General features: G+C 38.9%; 22 protein-coding genes and 2 tRNA genes. All 24 read right to left on the bottom strand.

All coding sequences use genetic code 11. The features are described from left to right. A complete protein-coding gene (spoIIE, locus tag HOO54_RS22720; protein WP_172299253.1) occupies positions 1-2,490 on the bottom strand; it encodes a stage II sporulation protein E in 2,490 nt (829 codons plus the stop codon). Between the two features lie 203 nt (positions 2,491-2,693). Next, a tRNA-Glu gene (locus HOO54_RS22715) sits at positions 2,694-2,765 on the bottom strand. Positions 2,766-2,778: 13 nt separating this feature from the next. Then, positions 2,779-2,852: transfer RNA gene (locus HOO54_RS22710), tRNA-Met, on the bottom strand. A gap of 146 nt (positions 2,853-2,998) precedes the next feature. Next, entirely contained in the window at positions 2,999-3,385 is a 387-nt protein-coding gene (locus HOO54_RS22705; RefSeq protein ID WP_172299251.1) for a S1 domain-containing RNA-binding protein, read from the bottom strand. 78 nt (positions 3,386-3,463) lie between these two features. Next, positions 3,464-3,841, bottom strand: coding sequence for an FtsB family cell division protein (locus HOO54_RS22700; RefSeq protein WP_172299784.1), 378 nt, complete (start codon positions 3,839-3,841; stop codon positions 3,464-3,466). Positions 3,842-3,858: 17 nt separating this feature from the next. Next, positions 3,859-4,485 carry a spore cortex biosynthesis protein YabQ gene (gene yabQ, locus HOO54_RS22695; RefSeq protein ID WP_172299249.1) on the bottom strand — a complete coding sequence of 209 codons (627 nt, stop codon included), beginning with the start codon at positions 4,483-4,485 and terminating at the stop codon, positions 3,859-3,861. Continuing rightward, entirely contained in the window at positions 4,482-4,790 is a 309-nt protein-coding gene (yabP, locus tag HOO54_RS22690; protein WP_172299247.1) for a sporulation protein YabP, read from the bottom strand. Before yabP ends, yabQ begins: the two co-directional genes overlap by 4 nt. Before the next feature lie 71 nt (positions 4,791-4,861). Continuing rightward, a complete protein-coding gene (locus HOO54_RS22685) occupies positions 4,862-5,125 on the bottom strand; it encodes an RNA-binding S4 domain-containing protein (RefSeq protein ID WP_172299245.1) in 264 nt (87 codons plus the stop codon). 6 nt (positions 5,126-5,131) lie between these two features. Continuing rightward, on the bottom strand, positions 5,132-6,601 hold the full coding sequence (yabN, locus tag HOO54_RS22680) for a bifunctional methyltransferase/pyrophosphohydrolase YabN (RefSeq protein WP_172299243.1): 1,470 nt from the start codon (positions 6,599-6,601) through the stop codon (positions 5,132-5,134). A 1-nt stretch (position 6,602) separates the two neighbouring features. After that, positions 6,603-8,183: a putative polysaccharide biosynthesis protein gene (locus tag HOO54_RS22675; protein WP_172299241.1), complete on the bottom strand. Its 1,581-nt coding sequence runs from the start codon at positions 8,181-8,183 to the stop codon at positions 6,603-6,605. Between the two features lie 161 nt (positions 8,184-8,344). Next, the gene (spoVT, locus tag HOO54_RS22670; protein WP_172299782.1) at positions 8,345-8,878 is read right to left on the bottom strand and encodes a stage V sporulation protein T; all 534 of its coding nucleotides are present in this window, start codon (positions 8,876-8,878) and stop codon (positions 8,345-8,347) included. A 147-nt stretch (positions 8,879-9,025) separates the two neighbouring features. After that, positions 9,026-12,559 (bottom strand): transcription-repair coupling factor, encoded by a 3,534-nt coding sequence (mfd, locus tag HOO54_RS22665; RefSeq protein ID WP_172299239.1) that lies wholly within the window; start codon positions 12,557-12,559, stop codon positions 9,026-9,028. Between the two features lie 63 nt (positions 12,560-12,622). Further along, on the bottom strand, positions 12,623-12,853 hold the full coding sequence (fin, locus tag HOO54_RS22660) for an anti-sigma-F factor Fin (protein ID WP_172299237.1): 231 nt from the start codon (positions 12,851-12,853) through the stop codon (positions 12,623-12,625). A gap of 57 nt (positions 12,854-12,910) precedes the next feature. Continuing rightward, positions 12,911-13,477, bottom strand: coding sequence for an aminoacyl-tRNA hydrolase (gene pth / locus HOO54_RS22655; RefSeq protein WP_172299235.1), 567 nt, complete (start codon positions 13,475-13,477; stop codon positions 12,911-12,913). 110 nt (positions 13,478-13,587) lie between these two features. Then, positions 13,588-14,214 (bottom strand): 50S ribosomal protein L25/general stress protein Ctc, encoded by a 627-nt coding sequence (locus HOO54_RS22650; RefSeq protein WP_172299233.1) that lies wholly within the window; start codon positions 14,212-14,214, stop codon positions 13,588-13,590. An 81-nt stretch (positions 14,215-14,295) separates the two neighbouring features. Then, positions 14,296-15,249, bottom strand: a complete 954-nt coding sequence (locus HOO54_RS22645) for a ribose-phosphate diphosphokinase (protein ID WP_172299231.1) — start codon at positions 15,247-15,249, stop codon at positions 14,296-14,298. Positions 15,250-15,269: 20 nt separating this feature from the next. Then, on the bottom strand, positions 15,270-16,640 hold the full coding sequence (gene glmU, locus HOO54_RS22640) for a bifunctional UDP-N-acetylglucosamine diphosphorylase/glucosamine-1-phosphate N-acetyltransferase GlmU (RefSeq protein ID WP_172299229.1): 1,371 nt from the start codon (positions 16,638-16,640) through the stop codon (positions 15,270-15,272). 258 nt (positions 16,641-16,898) lie between these two features. Then, positions 16,899-17,192, bottom strand: coding sequence for a septation regulator SpoVG (gene spoVG, locus HOO54_RS22635; RefSeq protein WP_003178198.1), 294 nt, complete (start codon positions 17,190-17,192; stop codon positions 16,899-16,901). A 181-nt stretch (positions 17,193-17,373) separates the two neighbouring features. Beyond that, positions 17,374-17,751, bottom strand: coding sequence for a 2-iminobutanoate/2-iminopropanoate deaminase (ridA, locus tag HOO54_RS22630; RefSeq protein ID WP_172299227.1), 378 nt, complete (start codon positions 17,749-17,751; stop codon positions 17,374-17,376). A 114-nt stretch (positions 17,752-17,865) separates the two neighbouring features. Further along, positions 17,866-18,699 carry a pur operon repressor gene (gene purR / locus HOO54_RS22625; RefSeq protein ID WP_172299225.1) on the bottom strand — a complete coding sequence of 278 codons (834 nt, stop codon included), beginning with the start codon at positions 18,697-18,699 and terminating at the stop codon, positions 17,866-17,868. A 56-nt stretch (positions 18,700-18,755) separates the two neighbouring features. Continuing rightward, complete coding sequence (gene ispE / locus HOO54_RS22620) at positions 18,756-19,625, bottom strand: 4-(cytidine 5'-diphospho)-2-C-methyl-D-erythritol kinase (protein ID WP_172299780.1); 870 nt, start codon at positions 19,623-19,625, stop codon at positions 18,756-18,758. Between the two features lie 192 nt (positions 19,626-19,817). Continuing rightward, complete coding sequence (locus tag HOO54_RS22615) at positions 19,818-20,003, bottom strand: small, acid-soluble spore protein, alpha/beta type (protein WP_172299223.1); 186 nt, start codon at positions 20,001-20,003, stop codon at positions 19,818-19,820. Between the two features lie 117 nt (positions 20,004-20,120). Beyond that, positions 20,121-20,381, bottom strand: coding sequence for a biofilm formation stimulator Veg (gene veg, locus HOO54_RS22610; protein ID WP_172299221.1), 261 nt, complete (start codon positions 20,379-20,381; stop codon positions 20,121-20,123). A 209-nt stretch (positions 20,382-20,590) separates the two neighbouring features. Further along, positions 20,591-21,466, bottom strand: coding sequence for a sporulation peptidase YabG (gene yabG, locus HOO54_RS22605; protein WP_172299219.1), 876 nt, complete (start codon positions 21,464-21,466; stop codon positions 20,591-20,593). Positions 21,467-21,723 lie beyond the last annotated feature (257 nt).

Below are 21,723 nucleotides of genomic sequence, written 5' to 3'. Positions count from 1 at the left end.
CTAAGAAATCTCTTGATTCTTTTTAAAAAGACCCGGTGTTGGAATCGATGCCCATTTCGGTGTATTATGATCTATTTTGATGACAAGTACTGTCATGTCATCATCTATTCGTCCGGATCTTGTCCGAATCACCTCTTCCATAATCAAATCGGCGATTTCTTGCGGGTTTTCGGTTTTAAGTGACTTTAATTTTCTTTTCATCCATAAATCATAATTTTCCACATGACGCGGTCCTTCAAAGATCCCATCGCTCATCATGATTAAAATGTCCCCTGCCTTTAATTGTTCACTGACAACATCAACATCAAATTCGGTTATAATACCAATTGGTAAGTTGCTGGCCTGCACTTTAATGATCTGCTCACTTCTTTTAATAAAACTCGGTGTTGACCCAATTTTTAAAAACTTGCAGTTTGCATTTTGCAAATCGAGAATGGCTAAATCAAGTGTGGAGTAAATCTCATCTGTTGTTCTTAACGAAAGAATACTATTAATCGTTTTAATCGCCACTTTTTCATCAATTCCTGACTGAAGAATTTTCTCAAGTAGCTTTATCGTTTCATTACTTTCAAGGTGTGCCCTCGCACCATTTCCCATTCCATCACTGATAGCAGCAGCATATTTTCCTAGACCAAGTTCCATCATATTATAGCTGTCCCCTGAGACAAGCCCTCCGCCTTTGGCCGCATGCGCCACTCCTGTTTTCACCCGATAAGATTTTGCTGAACCAAACGCCACATGACAATAGCCGTTCGGATGGCCAGCACACTGCTCAGCCTTTACTATAATTTGTTCTTCTAAAATATCGGAAAGCATTGGGGCAATTAGTTTTTCGCATTCACCATGACCATTGCAATATGGGATACTCATTTCTATGTCAATATTACCTTGATCAAGACTATAGATTTCAACCTGTTGGATTTCAATACCAAAATGCTGAAGTGCCTCTGTGACCTGTTCTTCTTGAACAAAGTGCTGTTCTCGCTCCCTTTTGATTTCCCGAGAAAAATCGGTCATGACCTGAGAAACACCGAGAAGTTGTTCAGCAACAAGCCGCCTGCTGTCATGAATTTTTTGTTTCAATGTTTGATTGGCTCTAAAGTGTGAGAGTTCGTCTTCAATCAATGCTTCAACCTGCTTCGATTTTGAACAATGTTGTTGAAGCTCTTTCTTTAGCTTGCGGTTTTTGTAGTAATTTTTTTCTTCTGTTTCCTGCATAACCTGTTTCATCATCTCATATGTTTTATCAAAGTTCTCTACCCAGCATTTGTTTTTTTTATAACAAGATTGACATGAGTATTCGGTAACAGAACTTAATAACAAGTCGATTTCTTTTTCTTTGCTGTCTTTGTTGGAAACAGAATGATAAAAGGTGGCAAAACTTTCGGATAAAGCATAAAAAATGTTTGAAAACTGATCTACTTTCTGAGCTGTAACATCGCGAATTTTTCTTGCATATTGCTGCTGTTCTTGGGAGTGTTCAATCGTTCCAGGAATATACTTGGCGACCTTCTTTGTGATCGACTGTGGTGTTAATAAAAAGAGACCAATTGCGATCAAAGATTCATAAAGTGTCGGTATCAGCTCTGCTGAACCCTCTCCATATAAAGAAATGAGCAATGATCCAATCAGCAGACCAACGGCAGCTCCAACTTTTTTTCCTTCTTTTAACAGCCCGCCAAGCAGACCTGAAAAAGCCAGCAGGCTCATCTGGTAGAGATTACCGATATTTGCAAGACTTAAAATCAATCCAGTGACAACTCCAACTGTACACCCGATACTAGCACCACCGATAAATGCAAACACAAGAACCGTATATCGGGCTAATATGAGTTCAGCCTGTAAACCTTGAAAGGAAACTCCTGTTAATCCAGTCAGAACAGAAGCAATTAAAATCATAAAACAAATAATTTCCTCAATTCTTAATGATTGTTTTGCTCTTTTTGAAGTTACAATCGGTAAACTTTGCAAAAATATTAGTGTTAAAATAAAAGCTAAGCCTGCTTCTACAAATGCCATTACATAATAATAACTTGTGACTTTCCCAAATTGTGCATAGACAAATGTACACCTTGCCAATGCCATAGATAAAAAGATCACAACCGGTAATGTTCTGAATCCGTCTTTTATAATAAGTGAGGTCATTTTTGAGCATATTGCAAACGACACAAGAGCTAAGAGTACGAACAGAGAGTGCTGTAAAGAAACACTTAAAGCCCCTGCAAGCAGAGCCAAACACGCTAAAAACGCTTTATCCTTCTTTATAAAAAGCATGACTCCGAAAAATGGCAAAGCAAACGGAATAACTTCTGACAGAATGAAAGCTCGTCCCAATAAAAAACCGATTACCATGTAGATGAGCCCTTTATACAAAAAGAGCGAATACAGCCGTTGTATAATAGACATCGTTATTTTATTGAACCATAAATTCATTTTTTGAATGACAGGTCCTATAAAGGGGTTATTAACTCTTCTTTCCGCTTTTTCCATGCTTTCATCTCCCACTCATTTATTCATTGCTTGCCATTATAACGAAAGATGAAATAGGATTTTGTCAAAAGAAGGTAACAATTTCAAAGAAATTCTCGACGGTTTATGCAGTATGTTCCAATCTCTCTTGATATGTCGAGTTCATTCTTGTTATTTTGCGAGACAACAAAAAAACCGATTTCAATAGAAATCGGTTTTTCGAATGACCCGTACGGGATTCGAACCCGTGTTACCGCCGTGAAAGGGCGGTGTCTTAACCGCTTGACCAACGGGCCTTATAAAATAAAGTAGCGGCGGAGGGGATCGAACCCCCGACCTCACGGGTATGAACCGTACGCTCTAGCCAGCTGAGCTACACCGCCATGTATTTCTTTTAACGCACAAGTTCTATAATACAAAGTTTTATCCGGTCCGTCAATAGAAATTTATAAAATTTTTTCTATAATAAAAAGGCATCCGCTGGGATAAGACGAATGCCTTTCTTTTTTATTATATAGAAAGCAGCAAGTTAACCTCTTCTTGCTCCGCGCCCTCCACGTTTTGATTCCGTGTTGCGTTTTAGAGACGATAAGCGATCTTCACTATCTTTCAAAAACTTATTCATTTTTTGTTCAAACGTTTCTTTAGAGCGGAAATCATTTCTTGGTCTTGGTTGTGGACGGTCTACAGCCTTTTTGATGGACAAGCCGATCTTGCCATCTTTTTCAACATTAATGACTTTAACTTCAACTTGATCTCCAACTTTTAGATGATCATTGATATCCTTCACATAATTATCTGCGACTTCACTGATATGAACAAGACCTGTGGATCCTCCGGGCAACTCAACAAACGCTCCAAAATTTGTAATACCTGTTACTTTCCCTTGCAACTTGCTGCCAACTTCAATCGACATAAAAAAAGTGCTCCTCCTTAGACTTAAAAAAAATCATTTCTTTAATTATACATAAAGAAAAAATGAAGTTCAATAAGGCTATTTACTCTTCTCGTTAAACTTGAAAATAATTTCGCCTTTTTTTGACAAGTAATACTCCTTTCTGGCAAGCTCTGCGACATAGTCTTTATCTTTAAGTTTTGTGATCTCTTCCTTCAAGTCTGTTTTTTTCGCTTCCACTTTATGAATTTTTTTCAAAAGTTCCGCTTTTTTTGCTTCCTGACTTTCAATAGTCGAAGCTTGTGACCAGATTGTGCCGCCCAATACAATGGTAAAGAGCAATGCTACTGCCCCAAATACCATTAACCGTCTGTATAGACCGCGTTTTTTTCTTTTCAAATGCTGCTGTTTTCGCTCTATTTGATCTTTATACTCATTTTCAATTTGAGAAATATTATATTTTCTAGAATTATTCAACACCAGACGGCCTCCCTTCATCTTTTTAAAAATTTATTAATTAAGATGATGAATAGTTTCTGTACTTTTGTTAAAAATCCTGCTCCTTTTTGAAAAAAATGTTTCACCTTTAGCTGAATGACTGCAGGGAGAAGTTTGAAACAACTATATACAATGGAATAGAGCGGGTATGTTGCTATTTTAACAATTTTATATAAACATACCCCAAAAAAGCAAAAAAGACCATAGATATTTTTTATTGTAAACGAGATCACGAGCAAAATGATGTGAAATGTCCATAAAATCGGCTGAAATACCATTATTTTCGTCATTTTTGCCAAGATCCGATATATAAATACAAAAAAAGAAATCATCAAATCTAAAGCCTTGATATAAATTTGTTTAAAAAGACTCTGGTAGACAGCAACCCCCAACAACACTGCCAAGAAAATATAAAGCCTGAATTCACCTTCATTCACACTAAGTAACACATAGAAAAAAAGAAGACCTTGTACCGCCCAAAACAAAAGGTCATGAATAAATAGGATCCATCTCGTTGTCTTAGAACGAACCACAAAGCGTGTATAGGTATCAAGGGACGCACCTAGCCACGCCCCCATTCCGGTCATGGTCAGCATGGTATAGAACTGTGTAGTCAGTGTCATTTAAACAACTTGCTAAAAAAACCTTTAGCTTTCTCCCCCTGCTGCTCATCCAAATAGATGAGATCGAGCACTCTTCCCTTAATTGAGACAACACCTTTCTCTAAATCCAGATTTTTCATTTGTAAGTTTTCGCCTCTGACTGACAGCATACCCATCACTGTTTCCAGTAAAAATTCCTCATTATCAAAACTCTCTACCTGTTTGACGCCGGAAATATCCAACAACTTGCGCCCCTTCATCATGACATCATGTTCAGGAGCAGAAGAACCGCTAGAAGAGTTGGGTTGATCAAAATATGCACTCATCGACTCATCCCCCATATTCTCATACTATTAATACTGCATTGTATGAGTTAGGGTATTTTTTTAGAACAAGCCTATTCTTGGTTGAGCTTCTCTTCCTTGAGAATCGTATACATACTGGTTGCTTCGTCTTTTTTTGTCGTATCTTTTAACTCATTGACTGTAACAGTAACGAGTTTTTGTCCGAAACGCACGACCAGTTCGTCTCCTGCCTTAACATCAGAACTCGCTTTCGCCTTTTGACCATTAATTAAAATTCTCCCCTGATCAGCTACCTCCTTAGCAAGTGTTCGTCTTTTAATCAATCTTGAAACTTTCAGAAACTTATCTAACCTCATCGTCTGTTAGCTCCTTTCCATTTTTTTAGCTTCATCCCATAGCTCATCCATTTCCTCTAATGTCATGCTCGCTATGTTCTTCCCTGAATGGTTCGCTGCTTGCTCAATATAGTTGAATCGTCTGTAAAACTTAGCATTCGTCATGGTGAGCGCTTCTTCAGGGTCAATTTTATAAAAACGACCAATATTAACTAAAGCAAATAAAATATCACCAAATTCTTCTTTTATTTTTTTGCTTTGGGCTTGAGAATTAGAAATTTCTAAGGAAAATTCTTTCATTTCTTCATTGACTTTGTTCCAAATGTCATTTACATCTGACCAGTCAAAACCGACTTTGGCTGCCTTTTTCTGCAATTGGTTCGCTTTTGAGAGAGACGGCAACGGTTTAGGGATATCATCAAGCAGAGATTTTTCAATCGTTTGCTTTTCTAAGTTTTTAATCTCTTCCCAGTTTACGATAACGTCAGTCTCATCATGAACGATGACATCGCCAAAAACATGCGGATGCCTTCTCATCATTTTCGCGGTAATTTCGCGAATAACATCATGAATCGTAAACAATCCTTCATCATCACCGATTTGTGCATGCAGTAAGACTTGCAACAGGACATCCCCTAGCTCTTCTACAATATGGTCCGGCTCTTCTTCATCAATCGCTTCTAGCACTTCATAGCATTCTTCAATTAAGTACTTTTTTAATGACTGATGGGTTTGCTTTTGATCCCAAGGACACCCCTCAGGTCCACGCAATTTTTGAATAACACGACGAAACGTCGAAAATTCATGGTAAAGCAAGGTTTCATCTTTAACCGGAGGTACATAAACACTCGTTAAATTGCTGATATCGACACTTCTGTCCAATTCGTAAAGAGGTACTTTCCTGATCTCCTCTTCACTGCTTCCAGCTGCCGTTACAATGACAATTTCATAATCATCTGGAAGCTTTTCCATTAATGTCAATTTCACTTCTGAAGCTGTCATTTGGTCATATACTTGACAAATGATCACATGGTGACGAAGCTCAATTTCGTCTTCTAAAAACCGGACAGCATCAACTAACTGGAAACCTTCAATGGGATCGATTTTTAGAGCGTTAAATGTCGCATCTAGAAAGCTTTGACCTCCTTCCACTTTCACGGTCACTTGATGGTCTTTATGTCGTTCAAGCAATAGCTGAACTGTTTTTTCAGCAACACTCGGATGCCCGGGCACTGCATAAAGAATATCTTGATGCATGGCTTTCTGAAAAAGCTTTTCAACAATCTCTTCGTAAACCGCTTCAAATTGATCATGTTTCTCATAAATATCATCGAAAAAATACATATTAGGAATTTCTTTTGTTAGTTCCTTCACTAGAGGATGATCTTGTGTTCTGCAATAAACAGCATCAGCCTGTGTAAGACGTTTATATATACCTAGTGTTAATTGATTGATATCACCTGCACCAAGACCGATGACAGTAATTTTACCAGCCATACTATTCGCCACCTTTTCGTTTAAATGTAAACAGATGGATTGCAAACGGCAAAAGTTCGAGTTCCTCATCTGAATACACTTTTAATTTGATGATACTATACAAATAAGTAGCGCCACCGAGCACTACGGCTGTAAGACTTTCAAATGCTGCTGTCCACCTGCTTTCAGCATCTACCACCATGTCAAATATATAAAGCCAAGCTAACAAAACCATTAACATCATGAAAGCTGAAATCAATACCCCGCTTATTTTGTAGTCAGAAAGCTTAGTCAAACTTTGCCTTTTCAGTTTTGAAAAGTTTAGCAAAGCAACGAAAGCAAATGATAATGCTGTTGCTAATGCCGCTCCTTCTATTCCGAACGATGGAATCAACATCACATTCAAAACTGTTTTCATGACTGTTCCTAATAAAACGGAGACAGCTGGGAAAAATGGATGTCCAAATCCTTGTAAAACAGCAGTTATTGTCATGGCAAATGACGCAAAAAAGATCGATAAACTGAAAATTTGCAGCGCTGCCGTTCCTTCACTATTTTTAAACAGCATCATATTTACAGGGTCCAAAATGCAAATAAGACCGACTGCTGCCCCGATTCCAAGCATTAAACTCGTTTTCATTGCATATTGCACTTTTATTTGCACAAGTTTGGTTTCTTGCTGCTTCCTTGCCTTTGTGAGCGTTGGGACAAGGGCCGTCGCCACACTTACTGCAAAAACAGTTCCAAGTTGAAGTAGCGGCTGCCCCCTGTCATAAACACCTTTTATATGTTTTGCCTCTAGTTTGTCCAAACCATGATCGAGCAGTAGTGAATATAAATTGAATGCATCTACAAGCTGAATGAGAATGAGCATGAGACTGCTGACACAAATTGTCATCGTATATAATGATAACTGCTTAATGACTGTTTTCGTATTCAGAGTAGACACCCCTGATCGTTGTCTACTGTCTCTCGTCACCCAAAATTTAGCCAATATGATAAATGCTGCAAGACCTCCGACAAACGAGGCAAAGGCTGCCCCCGCTCCAGTATCGTATAGAGAAAAACCTTGTTTAACCAACCACCATGTTAGCAAGAGAATAACAGTAACACGAACAATCTGCTCTCCCATTTGTGAAAAAGCCGTTGGCAACATGGACTGCCTTCCTTGGAAATAACCTCTGAAAAAGGATATAAACGGAAGGGGTAAATAAGAGAACGAAACAGCGCGAATCACCTGCTCAAGATCTGGATCACCCATTAGCCCAGCTATACCTTTTGCTCCAGCGAAAAGAATCAAAAAACAACTTAAACCAATAGCGGACAAAAACATCATCGAGATGCGAAGAATCTTTGCTTGGTTTTCAGCTTCATAATCATTCATGATTTTTGAGATTGTCACAGGAAACCCGACTGTCACTAACACGACTGATATTCCCAACAACGGATATACTTGCTGATATATGTAAAAACCGACATCTCCTACTATATTTTGAAAAGGCACTCTGTACCCTGCGCTTAATACCTTTGAAAAAATTCCCGCTAGTGATAACACAAAAGCACCTTGCCAAAGTTGGCGTTTTTGTTCACTCAAAGCACGCATATCGTAAGCTCCTTCCTATGCGCAAAAACAACACATGAACCGTGCTTATTATACCATACGGGTCCTGCGACAATAAAAAAAGAACAGCCTGATTCTGCTGTCCATAAAAAAGATTTGGCAATCTCCTTTTACAAAGGGATTGCCAAAAAAAGGTATAAGACCTATTGTTCCATTTGTCGTGCCAAAAAACCAGCAGCTGTTTCGACTGCTTTATGTTCAACCTCACCAATCGTTTGATCTTTTGAGAAAATCACAACAGCTCCAATTGGATCTCCATTGGCAACAATTGGGCCAATCGTATAGGAATTCACTTCCTCTTCAATCCCATCTATTAGCTGAATCGTCTTGTTTTCCTCTAATACAGAGTTACGCTGTTCCATCGCTTTTTCGACGATATCACCAATTGATTTGTTCATATAATCTTTTTTTGAGCTTCCAGATACTGCGATAAACACATCCCGGTCACAAATCAAAACAGAATGTCCCATGCTATCATAAAGAGCGTCTGCATATTCCTTTGCAAAGTCACCAAGTTCACTGATTGGAGAGTACTTTTTTAAAATGACCTCCCCATCCCGGTCAACAAATATTTCTAAAGGGTCTCCCTCTCGAATACGTAATGTTCTTCGTATTTCTTTAGGGATTACGACCCGTCCTAAATCATCAATCCGACGTACGATACCAGTTGCTTTCATCTGTGCTGCCTCTCTTTCTTTTGAAGATATATCTGGAGGATAATAATAGAGCAGTGTCCTTACAACTAACACTCTCCCTCCGCTCTCATTGATTTGATTTTAGTATCCGTCACATCAGATGTAATATACATGAGAAACAAGAAAATTTTACGATGATGCAATTGTTTGCTTTTTAACATTTTGTAAACCTTTTAAGATATACAGCAATGTCTCAAGCCATTCTTCTGGTTTACGATTTTTGATTTGAATTGATATTTTTAATTTGTTGCCGTCCATCCCAAGACCGATCTGTCTGCCATACTTACTGCCTAATTCAAACAATTTCTGCCCGTCAATTTCAGAGCTGGCCTTTTCATCAATTGTCAGTCTAACGGCTTCTTTGTCCTGTTTAATAAGTTTGACACGCTCTTTAATGGCGTACACTTTCATTTCGGCAATGGCAAATAAATATTCGACTTCTTTCGGGTATTCGCCAAAACGATCAATCATCTCATCCTGAAGCTCACTTTTTTCTTCTAGTGTGACAATCGATCTAAATCGTTTATACATATCTATTTTTTGTTTGCCATCTGTTACATAGGTTTGCGGAATATATGCATCAAGTTCTAAATCAATTTCTGATTCAAACCGTTCAATTTGTTGTGTATCTCCTTTGCGGGCTTCAATGGCTTCCTTGAGCATCTGTGAATACAAGTCAAAACCGACAGAATCTATAAAACCATGCTGTTGTGCCCCGAGAAGATTTCCCGCTCCGCGAATTGTCAAATCGCGCATCGCAATTTTAAAACCGGAACCTAGCTCAGTAAATTCTTTAATGGCTTGGAGTCTTTTTTCTGCCACTTCTGTTAAGACCTTGTCTTTCCGATAAGTGAAATATGCATATGCAACCCGATTTGAACGTCCGACACGACCTCTTAACTGATAAAGCTGAGAAAGTCCCATTTTATCACCGTCATAGACGATTAATGTATTGACGTTCGGAATATCAACACCTGTTTCAATGATAGTCGTACTCACAAGCACATCTGACTCACCCTCTAAAAAGTTGAGCATAACAGATTCGAGTTCATTTTCTGTCATTTTGCCATGAGCATAAGCGACTTTCGCATCAGGTACAAGCATTGAGATTTCTTCAGTCTTTCTTTCAATATCTTCCACTCTGTTGTACAGGAAGTAGACCTGGCCGCCTCTGGCAAGTTCCCGTTCAATTGCCTCCCTCACGAGTGCACCGTTATATTCAACAACATACGTCTGAACCGGAAAACGGTTTTCCGGCGGGGTTTCAATAACTGATAAATCTCGAACGCCAAGCATGGACATATGAAGAGTTCGCGGAATTGGTGTTGCTGTTAAAGTCAGAACATCTACATTTGCCTTAATTCTTTTAATCTTTTCCTTGTGCGTAACACCGAACCTTTGTTCTTCATCAATAATTAATAAACCGAGATCTTTATAGACGACATCTTTTGATAGTAACCGATGTGTTCCAATCACAATATCAACCGTACCATTTTTCAAACCTTTAATCGTCTCTGTAGCTTCTTTTCTTGTACGAAAACGACTTAGTAGCCCAAGAGTAACCGGGTAGTCCTGAAAACGCTCCAAAATCGTTTCATAATGCTGCTGTGCCAATATTGTTGTGGGGACAAGGAGCGCAACTTGTTTACCGTCTGCAATTGCTTTGAAGGCTGCACGAATCGCCACCTCTGTCTTGCCGTAGCCGACATCACCACAAAGCAATCGGTCCATCGGCCGCTCTTTCTCCATATCCTTTTTAATTTCCTGTATAGACCTCAGTTGATCTTCTGTTTCTTGGTATGGAAAAGCCGCTTCAAATTCACGTTGCATTTCATGGTCCGGCGAAAACGCATATCCCTTGCTCGCTTCCCTTTCGGCATATAGCTTGATCAAATCATCAGCGATATCTTGGACGGAGGATTCAACCTTTTTCTTGACCCTCTTCCATTCGCTTCCTCCTAGTTTGTACAGTTTCGGTTCTTTTCCCTCAGAGCCTACATACTTTTGAACTTGGTCAATTTGATCAACAGGTACATAAAGCTTATCACTACCTTGGTAATGAATATTAAGGTAATCTTTATGAATTCCATTTATTTCAAGAGTTTCAATCCCTAAATACTTTCCAATCCCATGGTTGACGTGTACAACATAATCACCAACCTGAAGTTCGGAGTAGCTTTTAATTCTTTCTGCATTTGTCAATTTTTGCTTTCTAGGTTGCTTTTTGACCCGTTTTTTAAAGAGTTCTTCTTCTGTAATCACAGCCAACTTTAATAATGGGAGTTCAAAGCCTGTTTGAAGATTACCCTCCATAATGTATGTTTGACCTTGGGCAAGCACTGCATCTGGGCTAGCCTGGGCTGCCTCTATTTCATAGTCTGACAAAACAGATGCTAGTTTTTCGACACGCTCCTTGCGATCTCCAAGAAATACAGTTGTATATTTTGATTTTTTAAATCGCTCAAGCTCGCTTTTCAGGACATTCATTTGACCGTGAAAACTTTGCATTTGCTTACTGGAAACATTTACGATATTTTGCGGACTCGTATGCTGTACATGTCTTAAAAACAACGAATAGTATAAAATCGGCCGCGACTGTTTTGACATCAGTTCGTGAAACGGAAATGACATGGATATGTCTTGAAGGATTTTACCTTCTTCAAGAAGACTTACCATCCATTCCGCTTCTTCTTTTTGCAGCTGTTCTTCCATTTCATGTATCCGGCTAATTTCATCTAAAATTAGCAATGTATCGTTTGGAAAGTAGTCTAGTAAACTAGCAGGTTTTTCGTAAAAATAGGAAAGATACTTCACCATTTCTTGACTAACGTTTCCTTCAGTAAGCCGCTCTCTGTCTTCAGCTATATGTTGCTGAAGAATCTCTTTTCGTTTATCTTCTTTCAGTTTTTTAAGACTGCTGGCAAGGCCTTGATCAATTTGTTCAAGCACTCTTTTCCGGTTTTCTTCGCGGACAATCAATTCCTTGGCAGGACCGATTACCACTCGTTGGCGGGTTTCTAAGGAGCGTTGATCATCCGTATTAAATATGCGGATTGAATCAATTTCAGTATCAAATAGTTCAATTCTGACCGGATTCTCTTCAGTTAATGAATAAATATCAATAATCCCACCGCGAATACTAAAATCACCTGGAGCGGCAACCATATCGGTTCGTTCATAGCCTAATTGAACGAGGCTTTCAATCAGTTTTTGCTGATCAATTTCATGACCAATTTCAATAGGTATCTGACTGTTTTCCCATAACTCCTTAGGAGGTAACATTCTTCTGACAGCGGCTGCCGGAGCAACTACAACCGGAGTTTCACCGCTTGCAAGCCGATTTAAAACGTCCAGCCTTTGTGAACGCAGTTCAGGGCTTGCAACCGCGATTTCGGACGAAATCAATTCGTTAACCGGATATAAAAGAACAGACTTATCTTTTATCAGTCCTGTTAAATCATCTGTAATCTTTTGAGCTTGATAAAGGTTATGCGTAATAATTAATAATGGTCGCTTCGTTTCCATTGATAAAGCCGAAGTGAATACTGATCGGGCAGATCCAGAAAGTCCCGCCAATAATTGTTCTTTCAGCCCTTCATTCAGACCACTAACAATGGATTTAAAGTCATCGCTTTCCGCAACATAGAATTGAATATTTTTCAAATGTGCCCCTCCTCTCTTCCTCAAATAGAAAAATGCTTTGGTCTAGTCCCTACACCAAAGCTTTTATTGAATAAATGACTGATATTGATGAAAATCCGGGTTTCGTTCCAGCGCTTCCTGACAATCTTCACATATCGTCATCACATGTAAATCCCCATTATCCTTATAAGAAATCATATCATTTCTTTCTTCAGCTGTTAAATGGTGAAAACCTAATTGTTCACTATTTGCATAAATATGGTCTAGACTGCCCACTTTAACACCACAGTGACGGCAGTAATAATGTAAAGCCATAAGGAAACCTCCAATAGCCAGTCTTTTTATGACTAGTATGAACCGGTCTTAATCATCTTATACCTTTACATTAAATTCGTTCATCACTTCTAAAAAAGATTTTTCCAATGAGGACGAACAGGCTTCAATCGTTTTTTGAATAGCTTTCTCAATGGCGGGCACTTCTTCAGCAGAAAAAGCACCTAGAACATAGTCCGTTATTTTCATACCATTTATCGGACGACCAATTCCGATTCTGAAGCGGTTAAATTCTGATGTTCCAATATGCTGAATAATGGATTTAATTCCATTGTGCCCCCCTGCGCTACCCTTTGTTCTTAAACGAATTTTTCCAGCAGGGAGATCCAGATCATCATAGATCACTTTCAAATTGTCAGTTGGGACTTCATAATAATCTAGAAGCGGTCTTAAACATTCACCCGATAAATTCATATATGTAAGTGGTTTAACAAGTAGAACCTTTTCCCCGCAAACAACTCCAACCCCATATTGTCCATTGAACTTTGCTTTATTAAGCGTTATATTCCATTCCTTCGAAAGTTCATCAATAAGCATAAACCCTACATTATGTCTTGTTTTTTCGTATGTTTTCCCTGGGTTTCCTAAACCTGCAAACACAAGCATGATTTTTCTCCTCCCTTAATGACCCCGTGCCTCTAGATGAGGGGAAGAATCGTAATTCTCCTCATTCTAGCACAAAAGACGTAACCTCGGGAGGGTTACGTCTTAAGTCTTTATTCACCTTTTTCCTCTCCATTGCTCTCTTCTGGTTCTTTTACGTTTTGAGCAGCTGACTCAGCTTCAGTTTCCACTTGTTTTTGTGGAGGTAAAATGGAAGCAATGACTTCATCTCTTTCATGATTGAATGTAAACTCACCCTCTGGTTGAATATCTCCAACCGTTAAAACATCATTGACCTGAAGCTGAGAAATGTCTACGTCAATCGTTTGCGGGATGTTATTCGGCTTCGATGTGATAGATAACTCATAAAGCGGTTGCTGAATAACACCGCCTTGCTTCACTCCCTCAGCTTCTCCTGTCAAATTAACAGGGACTGCTGCTTCCATCTCCGTTTCCATATCAACCACTTTGAAATCAGCATGAACAATTGTATCTTTTAATGGATCTGTTTGTAACTCCGTAACCATAACAGCATGTTGATTACCATTTACATCTAAATGAATAATCGTGTTTTTCCCTTCAGCACGCAATATTTTAAAAAGCTCAATACTATCGAGTGAAACGGACTTGTTCTCCATGTTCTTTCCGTATATGATACCCGGTACATGTCCTAATGACCGGATTTTTCTCAAGGAGGAATGTTTATGGTCCATTCTTTCTTCCGCTTTTAAAATTGCCATGTTAAAGCACCATCCTATCGTTAGATTGGTTTTCTTAAAACCATACCCATAACGACAAATCTTTAAACCTGAATGGAAAAATTAATCGAACAATAAGCTGACAGATTGTCTTTCATGAACGCGAATGATCGCTTCTGCCATTAGCGGTGCAACGGAAAGCTGTTTAAATTTATCCACTTTTTTTTCTTCTGGAAGCTCAATGCTGTTTGTTACAACAAGTTCTTTAATTTTAGAATGCTCGATTCTTTCAATTGCCGGTCCTGAAAGAACAGGGTGTGTACAACATGCATAAACTTCAGATGCGCCACTTTCGACAAGCGCATTTGCTGCCAGTGTGATCGTTCCTGCTGTATCAATAATATCATCGATTAAAATCGCTGTTTTGCCTTCTATATGACCAATGATGTTCATTACTTCAGCTACATTTGGTTTCGGACGGCGTTTATCAATAATGGCAATTGGTGCTTTTAATCGATCCGCCATCTTGCGAGCGCGTGTGACCCCACCATGATCAGGTGATACAATCACAATATCGTCAAAACCCTTCTCTTCAAAATAATTCGCTAAAATCGGAACACCCATTAAGTGATCAATCGGTATATCAAAGAATCCTTGAATTTGTGGTGCATGCAAATCAAGTGCAATCACGCGGGTAGCTCCAGCTGTTTCAAGCAAGTTAGCCACCAGTTTGGCCGTGATCGGTTCACGAGCTCGAGCTTTTCTGTCTTGTCGAGCATAGCCATAGTAAGGCATAACAATATTGATCGTTCTAGCTGAAGCTCGCTTTAATGCATCAACCATAATTAAAAGTTCCATAATGTGTTCGTTAACCGGAGCACTAGTCGATTGAATGACATAGCAGTCACAGCCACGGATACTTTCTTCGATATTGATCTGAACCTCACCATCACTAAAGCGCTTAACGGAACACTGACCCAGCTCAACTCCAACCACTTCTGCAATTTCCTTTGCAAGATCCGGGTTCGAGTTTAAAGAAAAAATCTTTAAATTGTCGTCTTCATAATGATTACACATGTTAAACCTCCGATTTAGGATTATTTTTTGTGTAGCTTTTTCGCGTAGTCTTCTTTGTTGATTTGTTTTGCTCTCGCAATTGACAAAGCCGCACCAGGCACATCGTCCGTTACTGTAGATCCCGCGGCAACATAAGCACCTTTTCCAATTGTTATAGGTGCAATTAAATTTGAATTGCAGCCGACAAAAGCACCGTCTTCAACTTTTGTTAAATATTTATGTTTGCCATCATAATTCACGGTGATTGAGCCACATCCGAGATTCACATCTTCACCAATTTCCGCATCACCAATGTAACTGAGATGAGAAGCTTTGCTACGATTTCCAAATTCCGTTTTCTTCACTTCTACGAAATTGCCGATCCTTACTTCATTGCCGATCTTTGAGTCAGGTCTGATATGAGCAAACGGACCAATCATAACATCATCACCGATCTCACTATTCATAATCACAGACTGTTTAATCACGGTTCTGCTACCAATTTTACTACTTTCCAGCTCACTGTTTTGACCGATAACCGAATGCTCACCGATTTCAACCCGACCTTTGATCATAGTTCCAGGATAAATAACAGTGTCTCTGCCAATAACAGCTTCCGCTGAAATATACGTGTTGTTTGGATCAATTAAGCTGACCCCGTTTAACATGTGACGGTTATTAATGCGCTGTTTCATGTAGGTTTCTGCTTGAGAAAGAGCAACTCTGTCATTGACGCCGAGTGTTTCTTGAAAGTTATCCGTTTGATAAGCGGCAACAGTTTCACCTTGTTGTTTCAAAATCTCAATTACATCAGGCAGATAATATTCTCCTTGAACATTATCATTAGACACTTGCTCTATCGCCTCAAAAAGCATTTCATTATCAAAACAATATGTTCCTGTATTAATTTCTTTTACAAGCCGCTCTGCTTCTGTTGCATCCTTATGTTCGACAATCTTCTCTACAATGCCGGTCTCATTGCGAATGATTCGTCCGTAACCTGTTGGATTCTTTGCCATTGCGGTTAAAATTGTAACCTTTGCCTTTTGTTCTCGATGCTCTTTAAGCATGGCTTCCATTGTCTCAGCAGTTAACAATGGTGTATCACCGCAAACGACAATTGTCGTACCAGCTTCATTTGCAAGAATTGATTTTGCCTGCTTAACAGCATGGGCAGTACCTAATTGTTCTGCTTGAAGAGCATACTCACTTTTGCTTCCCAGCTGGTTTTGAACATCATCTGCACCGTGTCCGACAATTGTGACAAGTTTAGCCAATGATAGTTTAAGAACTTCATCAACAACATGCTCAACCATCGGCTTTCCGCAGACAGGATGAAGAACTTTATATAGCTTTGATTTCATTCTTGTTCCTTGACCAGCTGCTAATACAACTGCAAACCGCTTATCCATTTATTGGCCTCCATTATCCCTATTATCCATAAAAAAATATATCCTAAATATGAGTTGATTTCAAGCAAGCTCAAAATAGAAATTCTCATATCATCTAATTATTTTAAGGTTATTGTGGTGTCCTCGTTTTTTAAAACTTTTTTAAATTATCATCCTATTAAGGATTTCCTTGTATTCAATTGTCATCATTACCCACCAGCTAAAACCATAAATTGTTATTTTATCACACAAAAAAAGGGCTATTTGATTAAGCCCTTTTTAAGAAGCACCAGCTTCTTCATATTCTATTTCCTCAACATCACCCAAACGATGGTATTCATTTAGCACTGCATCCTGAATTTTCCCTCGGGTACTTGAGTTAATCGGATGAGCAATATCACGAAACTCTCCATCAGGTGTACGCTTACTTGGCATCGCAACGAAAAGACCATTGTTTCCATCAATTACACGAATGTCATGAACGACAAATTCGTGATCCAGCGTGATGGATGCAATCGCTCTCATGCGACCATCGGTATTCACGCGGCGTAATCTTACGTCGGTAACTTCCACAGTAGTTCACCACCTTTTCCCAATATAAAAACATTAAATTACTAATTCAACGGGTTTTTTTATTTTCCTGCATAATTAAAAATATTTTTGTAATATTGGGATTAAAAAACACTCAATTGTCAAAAATTCCAATAAAAAAAGTGATTTCATCATGAAAATCACCTTTTTTATAACTAGTCAGTTATTTTACAAGCGCAATCACTTCAATTTCAACCATAGCATCTTTTGGCAGTCTTGCAACCTCAACACATGACCTTGCTGGTTGATATTGATCAAAATATTGTCCATACACTTCATTCACATCTGAAAATTGGCTCATGTCAGCTAAAAACACAGTCGTTTTCACAACAGTTTCAAGCGAAGCTCCAGCCTCCTTTAGAACGGCCTTTAAGTTACGGAAAACCTGATGTGTCTGTTCCTTTATATCACCTTGTATCATTTCACCTGATGGTGTTAACGGGATTTGTCCTGAACTATAAAACATGTTATTGACGATAATCCCTTGTGAATAAGGACCAATTGCTTGAGGCGCATTCTTTGTCCGTACAACCTTTGTCATTTCAAACTCTCCTCTTATTATAAATTTGAAAACACCAAGTCTGTTTCCCTCTATGATGAGTTTTTAGGCTGACGTGCAAGTGTGATCTGCATTCCGTAATAGGTATGACCAACTTCAATCTGTTTTTTGAAAGAAACGCTGAAAATTTCCATTTTCTATTTCAACAGTTTTTTCCTTCATATCAATTTCTGAAAGAGTAAGAAGTGACATATACTCATCTACAAGCCGTTCTTTCACTCCTTGTGCCTCGACAAGAACTCCGATACCTGCTACACGAGCATTAAACTCATCCAATAAATTGATCATCCCGTTGATGGTTCCGCCTGCCTTCATAAAATCATCAATGATTAAAACATTTGAACCCGCTTCTAAATTACGTTTTGCAAGTGACATCGTTTGAATACGGTTGGACGATCCAGAAACGTAGTTGATACTAACTGTTGACCCTTCCGTAACCTTATTGTCTTTTCTAACGACCACTGTCGGTACGTCCATATAGCTGGCTACAGCGTAAGCAAGGGGAATACCTTTTGTCGCCACTGTCATAACAACATCAATCTCTCTTTCAGCAAAAACGGACGCAAACAGTTTACCTGCTTTTGACAAAATTGATGGCTTCCCCAAAATATCTGTTAAATATAAATAGCCGCCTGGCAAAATCCGTTCGGAATCATTTAATGACTGCCTAAGTGTACGAACAAAGTCCTCTGCTTCATCAAGTTTTACCTTTGGTATGTATTTTACACCGCCTGCTGCTCCTGGAACTGTCTGTAGTGTACCTATTCCCTGCTGCTCAAAGGTTTGCTTAATAATAGTTAAATCCTCGCTGATTGATGATTTAGCAGATTGATACCGTTCTGAAAAGAAGGTTAATGGCACTAAGACATGCGGATGGGTCAACAAATAGTTTGTTAAATCCACCAATCTGCCGCTTCGACGAAACTTCATGCACTTACCTCCAAAATCCGAATATTTTTAAATTTACTATAACTAATCATACGGTTTTATACAAGTTTGTTTTGTTCACCGACCATTCGAACAGCATAAACCTGATCACAAAAACCTCTTAACCCATTGTAGATTCTTTGTACTTTTGACTCATATTGTACAAGCCCAAACACTGTCGGACCGCTTCCACTCATTAAAACCGCATCTGCACCAAAACGTTTCATCTGATTTTTAATCATTGCAACTTCAGGGTGATGTTTCAGTGTAACTGATTCAAGAACATTACCAAGTTTATTGCACATTTTATTAAAATTTTTCTCTTTAATAGCAGAAACCATCCCTTTAACATCAGGGTGTTCGACTTGGTCAAGTTTCAACTGCTTATATACTTCTGCTGTTGAAATACCAAGAGTCGGTTTTGCAAGCACAACCCAGCAGTGGGGCGGGGCTTCAATTAGAGAAATTTTTTCTCCTCTGCCAGTTGCAAGAGCTGTTCCGCCATATACACAAAATGAAACATCAGATCCGATCTCTTCACCAAGCTCGGCTAGTTCTTTTAAGGAAAGATTCATTTTCCAAAGGCGATTCAGTCCTCTAAAAACGGCTGCAGCGTCACTGCTTCCTCCCGCCAATCCTGCTGCTACAGGAATCAATTTCGTAATCGATATAGAAACACCTTTTTTTATACCAAATCGCTTTTTCATAAGCGCTGCTGCCTGATAAGCAAGATTTCTCTGGTCATCAGGAACAAAACGGTTATGTGAAGAAACAACGACTTTATCCTCTGCCAGCTCTGACAACTCAATCCGATCAGCCAGATCGATTGTTGTCATCACCATCTCAACTTCATGATATCCGTCCAAACGCTTATGGTGAACATCCAGCGATAAATTAATCTTAGCCGGCGCCTTCTCTAAAATACGCAATCCATTCACCTACTTCTCCATCTAAACATAAGTATCCACATTGTAACATATTTTGAAGTACAGGACGTACAAATGCATGCGCCTGAGGCTGGACACCGCGTTTAGCATGCAGGCTGATCCCGGTTAGCAGAGTAGATATAATGTAGTTATCAAAAAACGGAGGACATCTAAGGCCCTCCGTTTGTCACTGTTTTATTGTTTTTTTGACTCCTGAGCCATGTGCTGTTCTGCTAATTCGATTGCTCTTTTCACCATATTCCCGGCATCTCTGGCACGAATTGCTCCCCAGCCTTCATTTTTAACTGTATCGTAAAACCCAAGATCTTTTGCCAGTTCATATTTCAATTCTTCTGACATGATGCTCCTGCGTCTGCTCAAACGAAACAGCCCCTTTCATAAAACAAGTGACATTTATAGTTTTTCTCAAGTCAATCAAATCTTTCCCGAGAAATATTGGATAAAATAAAAAGCAGCAAACATGTTGTCCACTGCTAATTAAAGAGCTACTGAGCTTGTCGTATCATCAGAAAATCTTAATTCAACCGTCTCAGTAAGAATATCTGCATAACTGTATGAAACTCTTTCGAACGAATTCTCGTCTTGATCTAATTGTATCACAAAAACAGAAGGGTACGTCTCAGCTAAAATGCCCGAACGCTCAATCGTTTTTCGGCGACCTCCGTTTGCTTTTAACGTAAGTCTCTTTCCCAAATGCCCGTCAAGCGATCTTTTTATATCGGACAACGTTTTGGCCATTGCATCCACCTCACTAAAATCATTATACAACAACAGCCCATTTTTGTCAAATAAAATTTAAATTATATCAACGTTAGTGAGCTATTGTCAATAAAATATTTGTGACAAATTTTACTTCATCTTTCCCTTATTTTCCTCGTTTTACGTGTTTTTATGTATAATTTTTAAATAAAATTGTATTTTCAACAAAAATCCCGCCGGAAGCGGGATTAATTTGTTGTCTTATATGGCATTCCTATTCTCAACAGTCCTCGTGTTTCAATACCCCCCAATCCTTTTTCCCTTGTTAAAGTATTCCTGAGCACTTCCCAGACGTTAATTCTGTCCATAAATGGAGTAAAGCTGATTTTTGCGACGATATAGACTGGATCTAGCGCATGGATGTTTACTCTTGAAGGTGAACTAGCAAAATTGGCGCCAGCTTTAATTAATGATTCAAAATGAGATTGGCAAGCACCCGCAAAAATCACAAGTTGATCAAGATGAGGAATTTTTTTTCTTGCTTTTTGAACAGTTTCAATAAAATCTTTTGAATGTCTGTAAGCATTTATGTTGTTAATATTGCCTTTGTGCTTAGAATAAGCGTCATGGCCAGTAATCACGAGAAGATCTGGTCGATATTCGTCTAGCAGTTCCTCAATAACAGAAGCCATTTTCTTTTCGTGGCAATGAATACCATACACTGGAACACCGATCTTTTCATACAATGTCAAACACTTTTTTAAATATGTCGAATCCCCATCTAAGTGAAGAACCCTTCCAGGCATGTGAAAATATTGTTGTTCATTATTATACTGGTTTGTAGCTCGGTACTCGTGTTTTTCGCGAAGAAGTTTATAATCATGCCGGAGCATCTCCAAAGATTCCTTCATTTTCGATTCTTCTTCCTGTTTTCTTTCCAGCCGTTCAGCTTCGCGAACAATCTCTAGATCCCCTAAATACGCATCAGCAATTAACCTGACTTCATCTCCGTGCAAAACAGCAATCGGCTCGCCTTTTGCTGATTGTTCAATAGAAATAATTCGAAATAAAATATCTCTTTGATACGATTTTCTGACTACCATGTCGCCTATTTGAAATTGCATGTTTTTCACTCCACACATAAACTAAGACCCTCATCATTTTAAAATCAAGCAGCGTCGAAAAAATTAAAGGTGCTTCTTTAGCCTATGTACCTCATGCTCATGTGGTGACATTGAGCAAAAAAAGCCCTTCTTCTACAGCTTTTCCGAACGTGAAAGCCCACTTCTTTAGATGCGGGATGAGAGTAAGTCCAGACAAGGGGGGAGCTTCTACCATCTTAACTACCTGAAAATATGATATTCTTGGCATATAGACAAGT

The organism is Bacillus sp. WMMC1349 (assembly GCF_013155385.1).
Taxonomy (GTDB): domain Bacteria; phylum Bacillota; class Bacilli; order Bacillales; family Bacillaceae; genus Bacillus.
This window is presented reverse-complemented; position numbering and strand designations above follow the sequence as displayed.